This window comes from Acetobacter tropicalis (assembly GCF_030644465.1).
Classification (GTDB): Bacteria; Pseudomonadota; Alphaproteobacteria; order Acetobacterales; family Acetobacteraceae; genus Acetobacter; species Acetobacter tropicalis.
In genome coordinates this window covers 1,743,994-1,761,091 of record NZ_JAUYUW010000001.1, presented here as the reverse complement: position 1 = coordinate 1,761,091, position 17,098 = coordinate 1,743,994, and the positions used below count along the sequence as shown (strand labels likewise).

The 17,098-nt window shown below is 57.6% G+C and carries 17 protein-coding genes and 1 tRNA gene; 14 read left to right on the top strand and 4 right to left on the bottom strand.

Features of this window, described 5'->3' with window-relative positions:
* Positions 1-124 precede the first annotated feature (124 nt).
* From QWU00_RS07855 to QWU00_RS07835, 5 genes are all read left to right on the top strand, one after another.
* Complete coding sequence (locus tag QWU00_RS07855) at positions 125-1,081, top strand: peptidylprolyl isomerase (protein ID WP_035382566.1); 957 nt, start codon at positions 125-127, stop codon at positions 1,079-1,081.
* 75 nt (positions 1,082-1,156) lie between these two features.
* A complete protein-coding gene (gene argJ / locus QWU00_RS07850; RefSeq protein ID WP_035382564.1) occupies positions 1,157-2,404 on the top strand; it encodes a bifunctional glutamate N-acetyltransferase/amino-acid acetyltransferase ArgJ in 1,248 nt (415 codons plus the stop codon).
* A 68-nt stretch (positions 2,405-2,472) separates the two neighbouring features.
* On the top strand, positions 2,473-3,117 hold the full coding sequence (locus QWU00_RS07845; protein ID WP_035382562.1) for an RDD family protein: 645 nt from the start codon (positions 2,473-2,475) through the stop codon (positions 3,115-3,117).
* A 33-nt stretch (positions 3,118-3,150) separates the two neighbouring features.
* Positions 3,151-5,805: a mechanosensitive ion channel domain-containing protein gene (locus QWU00_RS07840; protein ID WP_392388304.1), complete on the top strand. Its 2,655-nt coding sequence runs from the start codon at positions 3,151-3,153 to the stop codon at positions 5,803-5,805.
* Positions 5,798-6,556 carry a 2OG-Fe dioxygenase family protein gene (locus QWU00_RS07835; protein ID WP_035382560.1) on the top strand — a complete coding sequence of 253 codons (759 nt, stop codon included), beginning with the start codon at positions 5,798-5,800 and terminating at the stop codon, positions 6,554-6,556. The genes QWU00_RS07840 and QWU00_RS07835 overlap by 8 nt, the downstream gene beginning before the upstream one ends.
* A 109-nt stretch (positions 6,557-6,665) precedes the next feature.
* On the opposite strand, the gene QWU00_RS07830 is transcribed toward QWU00_RS07835, so the two are convergent.
* Positions 6,666-6,962 (bottom strand): hypothetical protein, encoded by a 297-nt coding sequence (locus QWU00_RS07830; protein WP_035382558.1) that lies wholly within the window; start codon positions 6,960-6,962, stop codon positions 6,666-6,668.
* A gap of 179 nt (positions 6,963-7,141) precedes the next feature.
* On the opposite strand from QWU00_RS07830, the gene QWU00_RS07825 reads away from it, so the two are divergent.
* The gene (locus tag QWU00_RS07825; protein ID WP_145912797.1) at positions 7,142-7,558 is read left to right on the top strand and encodes a hypothetical protein; all 417 of its coding nucleotides are present in this window, start codon (positions 7,142-7,144) and stop codon (positions 7,556-7,558) included.
* 100 nt (positions 7,559-7,658) lie between these two features.
* On the opposite strand, the gene QWU00_RS07820 is transcribed toward QWU00_RS07825, so the two are convergent.
* Both QWU00_RS07820 and QWU00_RS07815 read right to left on the bottom strand, forming a co-directional pair.
* Positions 7,659-8,588: a DnaJ C-terminal domain-containing protein gene (locus tag QWU00_RS07820; protein WP_035382554.1), complete on the bottom strand. Its 930-nt coding sequence runs from the start codon at positions 8,586-8,588 to the stop codon at positions 7,659-7,661.
* Positions 8,585-8,728, bottom strand: coding sequence for a hypothetical protein (locus QWU00_RS07815; RefSeq protein ID WP_166443814.1), 144 nt, complete (start codon positions 8,726-8,728; stop codon positions 8,585-8,587). The genes QWU00_RS07820 and QWU00_RS07815 overlap by 4 nt, the downstream gene beginning before the upstream one ends.
* Positions 8,729-9,156: 428 nt before the next feature.
* Between QWU00_RS07815 and QWU00_RS07810 the strand changes: the two genes are divergently transcribed.
* From QWU00_RS07810 to QWU00_RS07790, 5 genes are all read left to right on the top strand, one after another.
* A complete protein-coding gene (locus tag QWU00_RS07810) occupies positions 9,157-9,447 on the top strand; it encodes an accessory factor UbiK family protein (protein ID WP_035382658.1) in 291 nt (96 codons plus the stop codon).
* Positions 9,448-9,540: 93 nt separating this feature from the next.
* Positions 9,541-10,041 (top strand): type III secretion system chaperone family protein, encoded by a 501-nt coding sequence (locus QWU00_RS07805; protein WP_035382550.1) that lies wholly within the window; start codon positions 9,541-9,543, stop codon positions 10,039-10,041.
* Entirely contained in the window at positions 10,041-10,862 is an 822-nt protein-coding gene (gene proC, locus QWU00_RS07800) for a pyrroline-5-carboxylate reductase (protein WP_035382549.1), read from the top strand. The genes QWU00_RS07805 and proC overlap by 1 nt, the downstream gene beginning before the upstream one ends.
* Positions 10,863-10,962: 100 nt before the next feature.
* Complete coding sequence (locus tag QWU00_RS07795; protein WP_035382548.1) at positions 10,963-11,607, top strand: TetR family transcriptional regulator; 645 nt, start codon at positions 10,963-10,965, stop codon at positions 11,605-11,607.
* Positions 11,608-11,681: 74 nt separating this feature from the next.
* Positions 11,682-11,756 (top strand) — tRNA-Gln (locus QWU00_RS07790).
* 28 nt (positions 11,757-11,784) lie between these two features.
* Here QWU00_RS07790 and QWU00_RS07785 read toward each other — a convergent pair.
* A complete protein-coding gene (locus tag QWU00_RS07785) occupies positions 11,785-13,203 on the bottom strand; it encodes a helix-turn-helix transcriptional regulator (protein WP_035382547.1) in 1,419 nt (472 codons plus the stop codon).
* Positions 13,204-13,322: 119 nt separating this feature from the next.
* On the opposite strand from QWU00_RS07785, the gene QWU00_RS07780 reads away from it, so the two are divergent.
* From QWU00_RS07780 to prpB, 3 genes are all read left to right on the top strand, one after another.
* Positions 13,323-14,903 carry an MmgE/PrpD family protein gene (locus QWU00_RS07780; RefSeq protein ID WP_035382545.1) on the top strand — a complete coding sequence of 527 codons (1,581 nt, stop codon included), beginning with the start codon at positions 13,323-13,325 and terminating at the stop codon, positions 14,901-14,903.
* 79 nt (positions 14,904-14,982) lie between these two features.
* The gene (prpC, locus tag QWU00_RS07775; RefSeq protein ID WP_006557720.1) at positions 14,983-16,155 is read left to right on the top strand and encodes a bifunctional 2-methylcitrate synthase/citrate synthase; all 1,173 of its coding nucleotides are present in this window, start codon (positions 14,983-14,985) and stop codon (positions 16,153-16,155) included.
* Positions 16,152-17,084 (top strand): methylisocitrate lyase, encoded by a 933-nt coding sequence (prpB, locus tag QWU00_RS07770; protein ID WP_035382543.1) that lies wholly within the window; start codon positions 16,152-16,154, stop codon positions 17,082-17,084. The genes prpC and prpB overlap by 4 nt, the downstream gene beginning before the upstream one ends.
* The last annotated feature ends 14 nt before the right edge of the window (positions 17,085-17,098 follow it).

The following is a 17,098-nucleotide window of genomic DNA, read 5'->3' as shown; positions in this document are numbered from 1 at the left end:
GGCCGCCTGCGGTCAACCAATCACCCCGGTTTCTTGCCTTGCACCCGGCAAGAGGGCTTGCAGGGCTGGGGAGCCTCCTTCATAGAGGTAACACTGTTTAGTCCTTAGTTTAGGGTTTGTCCTCATGCGGTTTACCAAACAGGCCTTCGCTCTTGCAGCTACGGCCCTGCTTGCCTCCACTGCCTTTTCTGCTTCTTCTTTTGCGGCTCCTGCCGCACCGGCAGCAGCTCCTGCCACACCAGCAGCTCCTCCAGCAAAGCCGGTAGACCCGAATGCCGTGGTCGCAACCGTGAATGGTGAAAAAATCACGGTGTCTGATGTGCAGGACGCCCTGTCCAACATGCCGCCGCAGATGCGTCAGTTGCCGCCAAACCTGATCTTCCCGATGCTGGTCAATCAGCTGGCTGATCAGAAAGCCATCCAGATTGTTGCCCGCAAGGAAGGTCTGGACAAGACGCCAGACGTCAAGAAAATGATGGATGCTGCTTCCATCAATGCGCTGCAGAATGCATGGCTGTCCAAACAGGTTACGCCGCAACTGACGGATGCCGCCATTGAGCAGTATTACCAGCAGAATTACGCAGGCAAGCCGCCGGAACAGGAAGTGCATGCCCGCCACATCCTGCTCAAGACCGAAGCTGAAGCTACTGATGTTATCAAGAAGCTGAAAGCTGGCGCAGACTTTGGCAAGCTGGCTGCAGAAGTTTCAACCGATACCGGCAGCGCCAAGCAGAACGGTGGTGATCTGGGCTGGTTCAAGAAGGAAGACATGATTCCGGCCTTCTCAACCGCCGCTTTCGCCATGAAAAAAGGCGAAATCAGCAGCACGCCGGTCAAGAGCCAGTATGGCTACCATGTCATTCAGGTGCTTGATACCCGCACCGATCCCGTGCCGTCCCTGGACAGCGTGAAAGACAAGATCCGTCAGGCTCTGATCCAGAAATACGTGCGTGAAGCCGTTGGCAAAGCCACCAGTAATGTCAAGATTGTCCGGTTTGATCCCTCAACCGGCAAGCAGCTTCCTGATGCACCTCCTCCCGGCACACCGGGTGCGGCACCGGCTGCTCCTGCCAAAAAATAATCTAACCTGCCCACCCTCTTCCAGCCGCCATGCCTCCTGCATGGCGGTTCTGCCGTTTCAAGGACATAAAGCGTTATGGCACACGCCCTCCCCGTTTCTCCTCTCGCCCGGCCTCTTCCTGAGCTTGGTGTTATTCGCGGGGTGCGCCTTGGCGCGGCGGAAGCAGGTATCCGTTACAAAGGCCGGACAGATCTGGTTTTGGCCGAATTTACCCCCGGCACCACAGTGGCGGGTGTCTTTACCCAGACAAAATGTGCTGGCGCACCGGTTGACTGGTGCCGCTCCGTGCTACCGCACGGACAGGCAGGGGCGCTGGTGGTCAATGCCGGGAACGCCAACGTCTTTACAGGTCGCGCAGGCCGCGAAACCTGTGAAGCCACGGCGGAAACCGCAGCCAAACTGGCAGGATGTTCGCTGGATGCCGTTTATCTGGCCTCCACTGGTGTGATCGGGGCGATTCTTCCGCATGAGCGCATTACAAATGCGCTGCCCGCGCTGCACACTGCACTCAGCGAAACCGGGTGGGAAGCCGCAGCACGCGGCATCATGACCACTGACACGTTTCCGAAAGCCGCTGTGCGCACTGCCACGCTGAACGGGACCACTGTGACCATTCAGGGCATTGCCAAGGGCAGCGGCATGATTGCGCCAGACATGGCCACCATGCTGGCGTTCGTAGCGACCGATGCCGCTCTTCCGGCACCTGTGTTGCAAAGCCTGCTTTCAGCAGATGTCAAAACCACCTTCAACTGCATCACGGTCGATTCTGATACCTCCACCTCAGACATGGTTCTGCTGTTCGCCACAGGTGCGGCGCAGAATCCGCCTGTTGCAGCAGAAATTGACGCCCTGAATGACGCCGCACTGGCAGATTTCCGCGCAGCCCTGAAAGCGGTGCTGCATGACCTTGCACTTCTCGTCATTCGGGACGGAGAAGGGGCCACCAAGCTCATGAACATTCGGGTGACGGGTGCAGTCTCTGATGCGTCCGCATGGCGTGTTGGCATGGCCATTGGCAATTCCCCGCTGGTGAAAACCGCTGTTGCGGGAGAAGACGCAAACTGGGGCCGCGTTGTCATGGCCGTAGGCAAATGCGGCGAACCGGCAGACCGTGACACACTTTCCGTTTCCATAGGCGGTGTTTGCATTGCCCGTGATGGCACGGTTGTGGCGGACTATGATGAAACCCCCGTGGTTGCCCATATGAAGGGGCAGGAAATTGATATCGCCGTTGACCTTGGCCTTGGCACAGGATCAGCTCAGGTCTGGAGCTGTGATCTGACCCACGGCTATATTGATATCAACGGCTCCTACCGCAGCTAGCCCTGCCGCCCACACGGACGGTTCATGTTCGCTGCTTCGCCAGCAACAGTTTTTAAGGAACAGGCCTGATGTCCGCTTCTGATCTGCCGCCCGGCTGGGGAGGCCCGTCGCAACATTCGGATAACGGTTTCTATACGCCGCAGGAGGGCATTGGCCGCCCGATGTGGATTTACGCTGGCTTCTGGTGGCGTGTGTGGGCTTTTATAATTGATAGCGTCATTCTGAGCGTGGTGGATGGCGTGCTGGGCTTCTTCATGCTGCCTGACCTGAAAGTGGAATGGGAGGAAACCCCAATTCCCGACGCATCCGGCCAGACCATGGATGTTCTGGATATCGCCTCCTTCGTGCAGCCGGAAGCGGCTTCCGTCCTTATTCCGCATATTCATGCAGGCAACTGGCATCTGCCCAGCCTGTTTTTGGCACTGCTTCCGGCCCTGTATTTCATTTTCTTTGAATCGTCCTCCTTCCGCGCCACACCGGGCAAACGGCTATGCCGTCTGGAAGTCACCACCACCCGCGGCAGACAGATTTCCATTGGTCGGGCGACGGTGCGTTTTCTGGTAAAGGCCTTCATCTCGTTCCCGTTTTTTTACATCGGGGTGCTGATGGTGGCTTTCACCCGCCACAAACAGGCGCTGCATGACCTGATTGCGGATACGCTGGTTATCCGGTCTGAAACTGCACAGGTTGTGACTTTCGAACCCCGTTCCTGAAACGCCGGCCATCCCTGCCCTCCGGCGGTCTTGATACTGCCGGAATTGCCCCCTACCCTTGAGCGCACTTATCGGGCATTCACCGCCCATTCTCTCATCGCGCTGAATACAAGGAGACGGCACGCCATGGCGGCAACAAGCCTGGAGCGGGGCTCGACCAGAACTCAATCTGCTTTTTCTTCGTCTTCATCTTTATGGAGCAGATCTTTCTTTACGCTCTGCTGCCTCTGCCTGCTTCTGGCAGGTCTGGCACCCGGTTTCGCCCCTCTGGCGCACGCGGCTGATACGACCCCGGCCTCAGCCTCCAGCGCAACAGGCTCGCTCAGCAAGGATGATGCCCAACAGCTTCTGAACGTGCTGAATGACCCGAAAAAGCGCGAGGATTTCACTCACACACTCTCCCTGATGGCAAAAGGCCTGCCTGCCGCAGCGCCAGCAGCCAAACCCGCCTCCTCCGCACCAGCCGTTGTAGATAGCGATGTCAATTCAGAGCTGGATAATCTGACATCATCCATGCAGGGATATGTTCAGAACTTTGCCGGTTTGTTCAAGGATTTGGGGTTTGTCGGCTCATGGTTCCGCAGCCAGATCAGCAATCCGGAAACCCGGAAAACCCTGCTGGACGCCTTCAGCCGCGCCGCAATCATTCTGCTGGCAGCTCTGGCTCTGGAACGCGGCACCAGCCTGATGCTGAAAAAGCCGCTTACCGCTGTCACCTCTCATGCGGAAGCCCGCGAACGCAAACAGGAAGCTTCGGCCGCAGTCGAATCTGTTCAGGCAGCCACTTCCACACCAGATGGAGACAACACCCAAACCCGCGCGGATGATCAGAGACGGCGGAATGAGGTCATGCGCTATCTGGTGCGTGTGCCTTACAATTTCCTGCACTTCCTGCTCAAACTGCTGCCTGTGGTTGTCGCTCTGGCCATTGGTTATCTGGGTGCAGAATTTCTGACCACCACATCGCAGGCACGCACCGTCACCATCACGCTGACAAACGCCTATGTTGTGGCACGCGGCCTCTACCTGCTTCTGGAAACAGGGCTCGCCCCCCGTTCTCCGGCCATCCGACTTATCCCTGCGCAAGACAACACGGCCCGGATGCTGACCCGGTGGTGGAACGTACTAGTTGCTGCTCCCTCTCTGGTCATCTGTCTTTCCACACTGGGCAGCGAATTCAATCTGGCCCCCCGCGGCACGGAAGCCATGCTCCGTGCTGTGGTGCTGGTGCAGCATCTGATCATTGCCGCCTTTATCTGGCGGGTGCGCCATATTGTGGCCAATTCGCTCCAGCCGTCCCCTGAACTCCGTAAGAATGCCTTCTGGGCCTTTGTCGGGGCCATGGCGCGTTTCTGGTGGATTCCCGTCCTGTTCCTGGATATTGCTCTGTGGTTTGTGTGGGCCGCACACCTGAAGGGCGGCTATCAGTGGATCCTGCGTGGCACCCTGCTCACGCTTGTCTGCTTGGTACTCGCGCGTCTGATCGCTGTGCTGGCTTACGGGTTGCAGGATCGTCTGTTCCGTATCAGCGATGCCGTGGAGGCCGAATATCCCGGTCTGCAAAAACGGGCGGATTATTACTATCCCTTCGTGCGGCGCATGCTGACGGTCTTTATCGTCTTTGTCGCCGCCATCAGCATTGCGCAAAGCTGGAACATCCCCAGCTTCCATTTCTTCTTTGAAAATCCGCTTGGCTCGCGTCTGGTCAGCGCCGCCGTGATCCTGACACTGGGTCTGGTCATCGCCTCCGTGGCGTGGGAAGTTATCAACGGTCTGCTGAACAAGCAGATTGACCGTTACACAACATCCTCCCAATCAGCTCGGGCCACGCGGCTACGCACCATTCTGCCCATTATCCGTACCGTGCTGCTGGTGTTTATTGTGGTGATTGTCACCGTCACAACGCTCTCCCAAATCGGGATCAATGTCACACCCCTGCTGACAGGTGCCGGAATTCTGGGTGTGGGCCTGTCCTTCGGGTCCCAGAGCTTGTGGAAAGACGTGATCACGGGCTTCTTCATGCTGGCGGAAGACGCCATTCAGGTGGGGGACTGGGTCACAACCAGCGGTGTTGCAGGCACAGTGGAACAGCTTTCGATCCGAACACTTCGTGTCAGATCTTTTGATGGAGATCTACACATCATCCCGTTCTCATCCGTTACCTCCATCGCCAATACCGGCAAAGGTTTTAATCAGATCATTGTCCGACAGACACTTGACCTGACGGAAGATTCTCAAAAAGTGGCTTATATTATGAGCACTGTGATCAAGGAAATGCGATCAGAAGAAGCGTTCCGTCATATTATTTTCTCTGATTATAATGACCTCGGCGTAGACAGCAGCGACGGCAACGGTGCTGTGCTAATCGGCACCATCCGCACCGCTCCCATGATGAAGTGGAAGGTCCAGCGCGAATTCTATCGCCGTCTGGCAAATCGGATGGCCAAAGCCGGGGTCAAATTCTACACGCCAACGTCCTACTATACCACGCCGCCGGGCAACGCCATGCATCTGGCAATGGACGCCATGCCGGAATGGGTACCACCCCAGCCACAAGGCACAGGATCAACTGCCGCACACTCAGCACCAGCCGCCTCCCTGGCGGATGCGCAGCCCACTCAGGCCGTCTCGCCTTCTGACGAAAAGCCTCAGGGCAAACCCTCACCTCAAGGTCCAGCTCATGCCTGATGATACAGACTGTCCTTCTGGTCAGACCATCCTGCAAATGGTCAAAACTCTGGAAGACCCGCTGGCTGAGACGGGGTTCACTTACCAGCAGGAGGCCTTCATGCGCCCCCTGCTGGAACAGTTTGGCCTGAAGCAATGGAATGACTTTGCCGAAAGCTGGAACCATCTGGGAGTAGATCGGTATATGGCGGATGGCGGGCGTTACCGCCGCCGCCGTTACGCTACATATTCCCTCACGCAGGACGAGATTCTGCGTAAGCCCCACCAGCCCCATTACCAGAGCCGAGACTACAATACCCTGAATGGAGGAATTGAACGCTGGTTCAAGCCAGTCACCGCCGCAACGGGCCACCACCCGGCACTGCTGGCAATTCTGAAACTGACACATCGCATTGCCTCAGACCTCACCCCCGCAGAACAGCGGCCACATGCATGGCATGCGGAAGTGCACCAGTTCCGCATTGAGGCAAGCCCGGACTCCGCCGGTCAGCCAACGCCAGAAGGACTTCACCGGGACGGTGTGGACTGGGTGTGTGTTCTGATGGTGAGCCGTGAAAACATTGCGAGCGGGGAGACCACCATTCATGATCTCAATCGCAAGACGGTGGGCAGCTTTACCCTGACCCATCCGCTGGATACCGCTTTTGTTAATGATAGCCGGGTTTATCACGGGGTAACGCCCGTGAAACCCGTTGACGCATCCCGCCCGGCGCATCGAGATGTTCTGGTTGTCACTCTACGGCACCAATAAGGTGCCGTTTAAGGCAGCCGCCTACTGTTTATGGGATGTAAGAAGCAACTTGAAACGTCACACAGAGAGCACTGACGTAAAATCCAGATTCTATTTCTTCAGAACAGGATCAATATCCTACATAAGAAATAGCGTGTAGGCCAAGGGCGGCAAAACCAAACACAAACGCCATTGCGCCCACCATCTGAACAATTTCTTTCATACTAACGTCATGATCCTTCACTGGGGCCGCCTGAACGGGGGCAGGTGTTACAGGAATAACGGGGTCCGCCATCTCGGCGGAGGTTTCTGCCGTTACCGTGTTCCGTGTTTCTTCCACCGCTGCGTCATGTGCACTCGGTTCCTGCTGCGGCGTGAAGGGCTGCATGGGGACGGATGCATCATAAGATGACTCTGTTCCTGTCATGGCAAAACCCTTTCATTTTTTGCAATACAGACTTGTAATACACACTGATCTGGTGATCAATCATCCCTCCGTCAAGGGCGCTTGCCAAATAGTGAGCGCCCGCCTCCCACCCTCAGGGTATGGACGAACCGCGTCCAGGCAGGCACATGAAAGGAAGCCATCTTTTTGGAGAGCCTGCCATGAAACGCCTGTTTGCTCTGTCTTTTGCCTGCGTAGCTGCATTGGGCACCAGTGCCGCCCTGCCCTCCACTGGGCATGCCGCAGATGCTCCTCCGCCGCTGGCGGATGCCCATACGCAATACCCCACCAGCCTGTTTGAAGGGCAATGGGCCATCATGGCCATGAGCCCTGTGACCGTAGCGGCCAACAAGGCGTTTGGACCGGCGGCCCGGTTGTTGGTGACACTGCCGGATTCCCTCAAGAAAATTGTTGGGCAGGATCGCTTTTCGCTCGCCCGTCAGTCCGGCACATCCTGGAAAGGCACGACAGCGGACGCAACGCTCACATTTTCCCTGATTTCAGAAAATAGCGCACAGATCCATATTACCGGGAAGGACAACCACAAGATGGATCTCCCTCTCTACCGCGATGACTGAAGCCAGCAGAACCGAGCCCCCTCAAAAAAACGGCTCCCCTACTTTTAAGACGGGAGCCGTTTTTGGTTAGACGGAGCAGATTTCAAAACAGCTTGGGGTCTCAGGATGCCGTTTCCGGTGTCCAGTTTTTCAAAAACTCTTCCAATGCCGCATCTGCCTTGCCGATCTTGATCTGCAACGTGACATACAGATTGCCTGCTGCACGGGAGCCATGAGCCTGCACCCCTTTGCCGCGCAAACGCAGCTTGCTGCCACTGTCAGACCCGGCAGGGACGTTCATTTTCACATCCCCTGTTGGGGTTGGCACGGTAATGGAGCCGCCCAATACTGCTGTTTTCAAGTCCACCGGCAATGTTTCGTGCAGGTCAAATCCATCACGCGTGTAGCGGGCATCTGGCAGCACCGTTACGGTAATCAGGGCATCCCCATGCGGCGCACCTTGCGCTCCGGGCTCCCCTTTGCCACGTAGACGCAGCATTTGTCCGTCTTCTATGCCGGGCGGGATTTTAACATCCAGCGTGGCACCTTCTGGCAACGTAATGCGGGACGTGCCGCCATTCACTGCTTCCAGAAAGCTGACCTTGAGGGAATAGGACCGATCGGCACCCTTACGCGGGCCAGCACGGCGGCCCCGTGCGCCCCCGCCAAACATCCCCCCGAACAGATCGCTCAGATCTTCTTCCGAGAAACCACCAGCACCCGGCCCACCGGGACCGCCAGGGCCACCATAACGGAAGCCCCCCATGCCTTCCCCAAAATCACGATAACCTGCGCCACCGCCATAACCGGGATGCATACGCTCCTGCCCGGAGGCATCAATTTCACCCCGGTCAAATCTGGCACGTTTTTCAGGGTCAGATAAAAGCTCGTTCGCCTGACCAATGGCCTTGAACTGCTCTTCCGCCTTTTTATCCCCGGGGTTCAGATCGGGGTGATATTTTTTGGCCAGATTCCGATACGCCTTGCGGATATCATCCTGACTGGCCGTTTTTGAGACGCCAAGCACCTCATACGGATCACGCGCACTCATGCCTTGTCTCCCTGTGCTGTATCAGAAGCCGGTGCGAAGTTGTCCGTATCAAGCAGACTGATCAGAAGAGCGATGGTCACATCCTGAGCAAACCCGGCTTTCTCTGCCTCCGCAACAAGAGCTTCTAGCCGAGGTTTCAAAAAAGCCTCCGCCGATAGCGTGTTCATATAGTCACGTTCTCCACATCTTCTTTGAAAGTGCGCCCTGTTTTTTTGCGTACCTTCAATGGTTTCAATATCTTGATAATAATAATGGGAACGGGCTCCCCCATGGTCAATGGACAAGGACGATCACCAGCCCCTCATCCCGCGTTGGCAAATACTCTCACCTTGCCTGCCAGAAATGCTCCACCTTTTCTGCCCATGCACAAGCCTGATGCGAAGGGAAACTGCTTTCGCCACCACGCAGGAATTGTCGGGCAATGCCGTATTTGAACAACAGACCATTCAGACATTTCCAAAGAACCAATAGCCTCAGGCCATCATACTCACTATAAGCCTAAGGAGACTGAACAGCTTTGACAGAAAAACCAACCTGCCAAAGCGACTTTTTGAGTGGAGAACCGGTGATGACTGACAAACCGCGCTTTTTTGATGATCTGGCCGGCGTAGCCGGTGGCGCTTTTTCAGCCCTGACCGGTGTGCGGGAAGAAATCAACGCCATTGTGCGCAGCCGCGTGGATGAAGTGCTGAGCAGCCTTCAGGTTGTACGCCGTGAAGAATTTGAAGTTGCGCGCGAACTCGCAGCGCAGGCCCGCATCGGGCAGGAAGAAGCCGAACGCCGCATTGCAGCCCTTGAAGCACGTGTGGAAGCACTGGAGCACAAGGCTCACGGTACCCACACTCACCATCAGGCCTGAACCGTTCCGCTTTTTCCGGGAATGGCGAAAGCACGCTTTTGCCATTCGGCCAGAACATCTGCCCGCATCACCCCCCGCAGCTGAGAGTGAGCCATGCCCGCGTTAAGCACTGATACCACCTTGTCCCCCGCCAACCCGCTTGATCTGATGGAACAGGTTATTGGCGGCCTGGGTTGGAACTTTGAACGCTGCAACCTGACAGAAATGGCCGTGGAAGCACCCGGAAAATGGTGTGACTACGGGCTGTTCTTCTCATGGTCGGCCGAACTGGGTGCCATTCATTTTACGTGTGCGTTTGATCTGAAGGCCCCGGCCCCGCAGCAACGCACCCTGTATGAACTGATCGGCATGGCCAATGAACGCATCTGGATCGGGCATTTCAGTCTGGATCAGGAAGACGGCGTCCTGCTGTTCCGCCACGCCCTGCTTCTGCGCGGCGCACACCTTTCCGTAGAGATGTTTGAAGACCTGATCGACATCGCCCTGACAGAGTGTGAGCGTTTTTATCCCGCATTCCAGTTTTTCCTCTGGGGTGGGCAGAACCCGGCAGACGCACTGGCAGCCGCCATGCTGGATTGCGTGGGAGAAGCCTGATGAACACCAGTTCTCTTCTGCCATCCGTACTGCTGGTTGGATGCGGCAAAATGGGCGGAGCCATGCTGGAAGGCTGGATTCGCCATGGGCTTGCTCCCTCTGTGGTCATGGATCGTCATGACCACACGCTACCCGCGCCGCACCAGCATGCCCGCACACTGGCCGATATTCCGGCAGACTTCACGCCAGACATTATTATTCTGGCTGTAAAGCCACAGAAGGCCGATGAGGTTCTGGGGGAACTTGGGCAACGCTTCCCCACAACGCCCCTGCTATCCGTGATGGCGGGACGTACGGTTGAAAATCTGGCGCAACGCTTCAGCGAGGCCAACAGTGCAGCCAAGCCAACCATTATCCGCGCCATGCCCAATACACCCTGCGCCATTGGGGCAGGCATAAGCGGGCTCTACGCCGCTCCCACCGTAACAGATCAGCAAAAGCAGTATTGTGACCAGCTTTTGCAGGCTGTGGGAGAAACCGTATGGGTGGAGCAGGAAGATCTGATCGATTCCGTAACCGCCGTCTCTGGCAGTGGGCCGGCCTATGTTTTCCTGCTGGCTGAACTGATGGAGAAGGCAGGCGTGGAACAGGGGCTTCCTATTGAAACGGCTCGAAAACTGGCACGCCGAACAATATTTGGAGCCGGCGCGCTGCTGGATCACTCCCCACTGGATGCGGCAGAACTCCGTACACGTGTCACCAGCCCCGGAGGCACCACGGCTGCAGCTTTGGCTGTTCTGATGGCCCCGGATGCCTGGCCTACCACGGTTTCCAAAGCCATACAGGCTGCGGCACGCCGCGCCAAAGAACTTTCTTCCTGACTTTTCTGACCGCTGGCCTTTTCTGCCCGCATACCACCATGGTGTCCGGACAGAATGGGCCGCTCTCTGATTGATTTTCTCCGCTAACAGGCCTTTCACAATGGATACTGACGATTTTGATACAACCCTTCTGGCCGCTGCCATGGCGCAGGCAGAACAGGGTGGATGGTCTTCCGTTTCGCTTCTTGATGCTGCGCGCACCGCTGGGCTGCCCCTGCCGGAAACACGGGAGCGCTTTCCGTTTCGGGCGTCTGTGCTTCTGCGTCTGGGCCGCATAGCCGATGATTCCGCACTGGCGGATGATACGGCCACCGGCAGTTCTCGGGAGCGCCTGTTTGATCTGCTGATGCGCCGTCTGGATGTGTTTCAGCAATACCGCAACGGAATCAAGGCTGTGCTCCGCACCCTGCCGTTTGATCCCCCTCTTGCGCTTCTGCTGGGTGGCGCCACGCTGGAAAGCATGCGCTGGATGGCCGATGCTGCGGGAATCAGCACCACAGGGCTGGGCGGCCTTGTGCGCGTGAACATGGTGGTGGGTGTCTGGACCCACACCCTCCGCACGTGGGAAAAAGATGACAGTGAAGATATGGGCACCACCATGGCCGCACTGGATCAGGCACTGGACAAGGCCGCCCGCTTCCGTCTGTTCCCGGCTGATACCGGACTGAGTGAGGGCGGCCTGCCCGATCTGGAGTTTGCTGAACCCGAGCCTCCCCAGCCCCCGCATGCTGAAAATACGCTGTAAGAGCAAAAACAGCGCATCCAGCATCTTTACGAACCGTGCTGGTTGGTCTTAATAGAGGCCAACCGCATTTCTGGTGGGGCGTAGCCAAGCGGTAAGGCAGCGGATTTTGATTCCGCCATGCGGAGGTTCGAATCCTCCCGCCCCAGCCATCTTTTCCTATATTTCCATAATTACCATTTACGTGCGCGCTGCACGGTAAGGCACCACGCCGCGTTCCTCGCTGCCAGCATCTATACCTCGGCCAGAAACCGGCAGTGAACGATGGCGGCAATCATCCCGTGCGCAGGCCCGGCAACCAGGGCCAATAGGCACGGCGTTGCGCTGGTCGGCCACATCCAGCCCGGCAGCGTAAATCATCCGCCCAGCATGCCGAATATCGCACCCCAGCACCACGGCAACCTGCCGGGGACGGTCAAAGTAGGACATGCTGCTATGCCGCACGGTGCGCGCGACGTTCAGGTAGACAACATCATCCGTCATGCGGGAAAGCTGTACCTGCACCTGCCCCGGTGTGGTGAAGGCCCGAAAGATGTTCCACAAAGGACAAGGACCACCAAAACGTGATTGCATGAAATGGTTTGCTGAAAAACTTTTCAGAATATTTCCTGCAATATCCAGTTTCATGAAGTAAAACGGGATACCCTCCGCCCCGGGGCGCTGAAACGTGCTTAGCCTGTGGCAGGCCTGCTCAAAGCTGACACCAAACCGACGGTGCAGCCGGTCTATATCATGCTGCATTTCCACTGCCGCCGTTCTGTATAATTCATAAGGCAGCAGAAGGGCTCCTGCAAAGTAATTGCCCAGATACAGCCGGGCCAGAGCGCGGGCGTTCTCCCCTTTAGGGCCGGACCGCCGCAGAATACGGTCCATCACGGCCCCCTGCTCCAGTTGCCCTACCACCTGCGCCAGACAGAACAGACTATCTTCTGCTAAAACATCCTGAGACAGAAACAGAGTATTGGTTTTCTGCTCCAGACGCCACCGCACGCCGCGCTGCTCCAGGGCGTGATCTGTTACAATCTGAAGGCGGTGCTCATCCTGCAGATACTGTATCAGTGCGGGGTGCAACCATCCTTCCTTCGGGGCCAGCTTGCCGTAAAGGGCTTCAGCCGCACTATCCAGTGCATGAAAATAATTGTGATTGGCCTGCACCCAGTCCCCCACAGCTTCATACGGCTCGATCACGGGCTGCGGCGGTGCATCCGCCAGAGATGCAGCCTGCTCCTGTGCATTTCTGTAGGCACTGTAAAGCTGCATAACTGCATGCCCCAGTGCGGGTGCTTTCTGCGCGGCTGTGAGCATTTCTGAAAAATTCGGTCGGGCTGCGTCAAACAGGGGGTCTGCCAGAACTTCCCGCAAAGCCTGAACCAGACGCACTTCTTCCATATCGCTGAAATATGCAGGGCTTACGCCAAACACCCGACATACATCTTCCAGATGCCGCTCCGGCAATGGACGCTGATCCCGTTCTATCTGGTTCAGATAGCTGGCTGAAATACCCAGCTTCTGCGCCAGAACGGCCTGAGTCAGTCCGGCCTGCTGCCGCAGGGTGTTCAAACGGCTTCCTACAAACAGCTTTGTGGCTGGTTTTTTCATGTTCGCAATCTTTGCAATGCGGGCGTTTTTCTTCGCCTCTTTCCGCTTTTATCCAGCTTCTTTCTTGGGGGGCTACTCTGCAACACTCAGGCCAAGGATACAAATCAAAGGGTCTGACCATGCAGTCTCATCATGTCACCGTTCACCCCGAAACCGACCGCCTGCCCCGCACAGAACAACTGGCATGGAAAATTGCCGAAGTTGCTGCTGACCCTGTGCCGGTGGAACCCGAGGTGGCGGAAATGGTCATCAACCGCGTGATTGATAACGCCTCCGTCGCTCTGGCGTCTCTCAACCGGCATCCGGTCATGAGTGCGCGGGCTCAGGCTGTCGCACACGCTCACCCCGGCGGGGCCACCCTGTTCGGACTGGGGCCGGATATCCGCGTGCACGCAGAATGGGCCGCGTGGGCCAACGGAACTGCCGTGCGCGAACTGGATTATCACGATACCTTTCTGGCAGCGGACTACTCCCACCCGGGAGACAACATCCCTCCCCTGCTGGCGGTAGCCCAACAATGCGCCTCCTCCGGTGCGGATTTGATCCGAGCCGTTGCCACCGGCTACGAAATCCAGATTGATCTCACCCGCGCCATCTGCCTGCATAAGCACAAGATTGACCACGTGGCGCATCTTGGTCCCTCCGTAGCGTCTGGCCTTGGCACACTGCTCAAACTGCCGCCCGCCGTTATTTATCAGGCCATTGGGCAGGCTCTGCACGTTACCACCGCAACCCGCCAGAGCCGCAAGGGCGAGATTTCCTCCTGGAAAGCCTTTGCCCCGGCCCATGCCGGAAAAATGGCCGTGGAAGCCACGGACCGCGCCATGCGGGGGGAAGGCGCACCAAGCCCGATCTATGAAGGGGAAGACAGCGTGATTGCCTGGATGCTGGACGGGAAGGACGCGCACTACACCGTACCCCTCCCCGCACCCGGCGAGCCCAAACGGGCCATCCTCTCCTCCTTCACCAAGGAACATTCTGCTGAGTATCAGAGTCAGGCCCTGATTGATCTGGCCTTCCGTCTAGGCAAGCAGATTGAAAACTTTGAGGATGTGGCAGACATTCTGATCGAAACCAGCCACCACACCCATTATGTGATCGGTACCGGTTCAAACGACCCACAGAAATTTGACCCCACGGCATCGCGTGAAACGCTCGACCATTCCATCATGTATATTGTGGCAGTGGCCCTGCAGGATGGTCGCTGGCACCACGTCCATTCCTACGAGCCCGGACGCGCTCAACGCCCGGATACCGTGCGCCTGTGGCGCAAGATCCGCACCGTGGAAACACCGGAATGGACGGCGCGTTACCATGCAGAAGACCCGGCCGTAAAAGCGTTTGGCGGCAAGATCATCATCCGCATGAAAGACGGACGCGTTCTGGAAGAAGAGCAGGCTGTGGCCAATGCCCATCCGCTGGGTAGAACGCCCTGGCAGCGAGCAGACTACATCCGCAAGTTCAAGACTTTGACGGAAGATCTGATCTCGCCTTCCGAATCCGAACGTTTTCTGGAACTGGTGCAAAGGCTGCCTGATCTGAAACCGGCCGATCTGCTCGCGCTGGACCTTGTGGTGCCGCCCAACCGTATCTCGCGGAATCTCAACCCCGGCATTTTTGACTTCAGCCAAAGTGCAACGCGCCAGAACCCATCGGACGCACCTGCACGAGAAACCCCGGCTCTGGCCACTTCGGTCTGACCCTTATCAGCCTGACCACATCGCCACCAACAAGATCAAAAGTGCCGTCAAGGCACCCGCAATTTGGGAGACCCGTGATATGGACAACACCACGACGCTCCATCCCCGCCAGAAAAAATCCGTGGCTCTTTCTGGCGTTTCAGCAGGCAACACCGCTCTGTGCTCCGTCGGCCAGAGCGGGAATGATCTGCACTACCGGGGATATGACATTCAGGATCTGGCCGAAGCCTGTTCCTTTGAAGAAGTCGCCCATCTACTGATTCATGGGCATCTGCCCAATAGTGCTGAGCTACAGCTTTATAAAGAACGCCTCCGCAGCCTGCGGGGCCTGCCCGATGCCGTAATGCGCGTTCTGGAATCCCTGCCAGCCGCAACACACCCCATGGATGTTCTGCGCACGGGCGTTTCCACCTTGGGCTGTGTTCTGCCCGAACGGCCGGATACCCCAAGTGCTGGAGCCCGCACCATAGCGGACAAGCTGATCGCCTGTCTGGGGTCCATGCTGCTGTATTGGTACCATTTCTCCAACCATGGCCGCCGGATTGCCGTGGAAACGGAGGATGACAGCATTGGCGGGCACTTCCTGCACCTGCTGCACGGACGCACGCCGCCCAAACACTGGGTGAACGCCATGCACAGCTCGCTCATTCTCTATGCGGAGCATGAGTTCAACGCTTCCACCTTTACCTGCCGTGTGGTGGCGGGCACAGGATCGGACATTTATTCCGCCATTACGGCGGGAATCGGTGCGCTTCGTGGCCCCAAACATGGTGGGGCGAACGAGGTCGCGCTTGAAATCCAGCAGCGCTACACCAGCCCAGAAGACGCCGAAACCGACATTCTCCGCAGGCTGGACGCCAAGGAAGTAATCATCGGTTTCGGGCACCCAGTTTACACCATCTCGGACCCCCGGAACGAGATCATCAAGCGGGCCGCCCTGAAGCTGGCGCAGAAAAGCGGGTCACGCCGCCTCTATAATGTAGCCGAACGGATTGAGGGGGTGATGGCGCACAAGCGCAAGATGTTCCCCAATCTCGATTGGTTCAGTGCCGTGGCCTACAGCCACATGGGCATTCCCACCGCCATGTTCACGCCCCTGTTTGTCATCGCCCGCACAGCAGGATGGAGCGCGCATGTTCTGGAACAACGGCAGGACGGAAAGATCATCCGCCCCTCCGCCACCTATACCGGCCCCGAAAACCGCCGATTCCCTTCCCTGCATGAACGGGATGGACTGGAGAACGCAGCATGACGTACCTGACAGGCAAAACGCAGCCCACCATTCCTGCTGGCCAACGGTTCCGGCAACTGCTGGCGCAGCCAGGCATTCTGCAACTGCCCGGTGCGCATAACGGGCAAGCGGCCTTGCAGGCAAAGGATGCCGGGTTCAATGCCCTCTACCTCTCCGGCGCCGCCATGACAGCCAGCATGGGCCTGCCAGATCTGGGCATTATCACGGTTGACGAGGTCTGTTTCTTCATCCGCCAGATTGTCCGCGCCTCGGAACTGCCGCTGCTGGTGGATGGAGACACGGGCTATGGGGAAATTCTGAATGTGATGAACATGGTGCGGGCTTTTGAAGAAGCGGGAGCCGCCGCCGTGCATGTGGAAGATCAGATTCTGCCCAAGAAATGCGGCCATCTGAACGATAAAAAGCTCAGCACACCGCATGATATGGCGCTGAAAGTGGCCGCCGCCGCCAAAGCCCGGCGGGACATGGTGGTCATTGCCCGCACGGATGCCGCCGCACAGGAAGGCATGGACGGGGCCGTTGCCCGCGCCCGCCTGTATTATGAAGCCGGGGCAGATGCCATTTTCCCCGAAGCGCTGACAACGGCGGAGATGTTCCGCGAATTCGCCCGCCGCCTGCCGGATGTACCCCTTCTGGCGAACATGACGGAATTTGGACGCACGCCCTTTTTCACAGCGTCGGAGTTCCAGGAGATGGGCTACCGCATGGTCATCTGGCCTGTCAGTTCATTACGAGTCGCAAACAAGGCGCAGGCGGACCTGTACGCCACACTGGCCCAGAACGGCAGCACGGAAGCCATGCTGAGCCGCATGCAGACTCGGGAAGAACTCTACAAAACCCTGCGCTATCACGAGTACGAAGCGCTGGATGCCAGCATCATCACCACCGTCCTGCCAGAAACACGGGCAGGCACTCCTAAAGCGGCCTGATCACACAGCCGTTT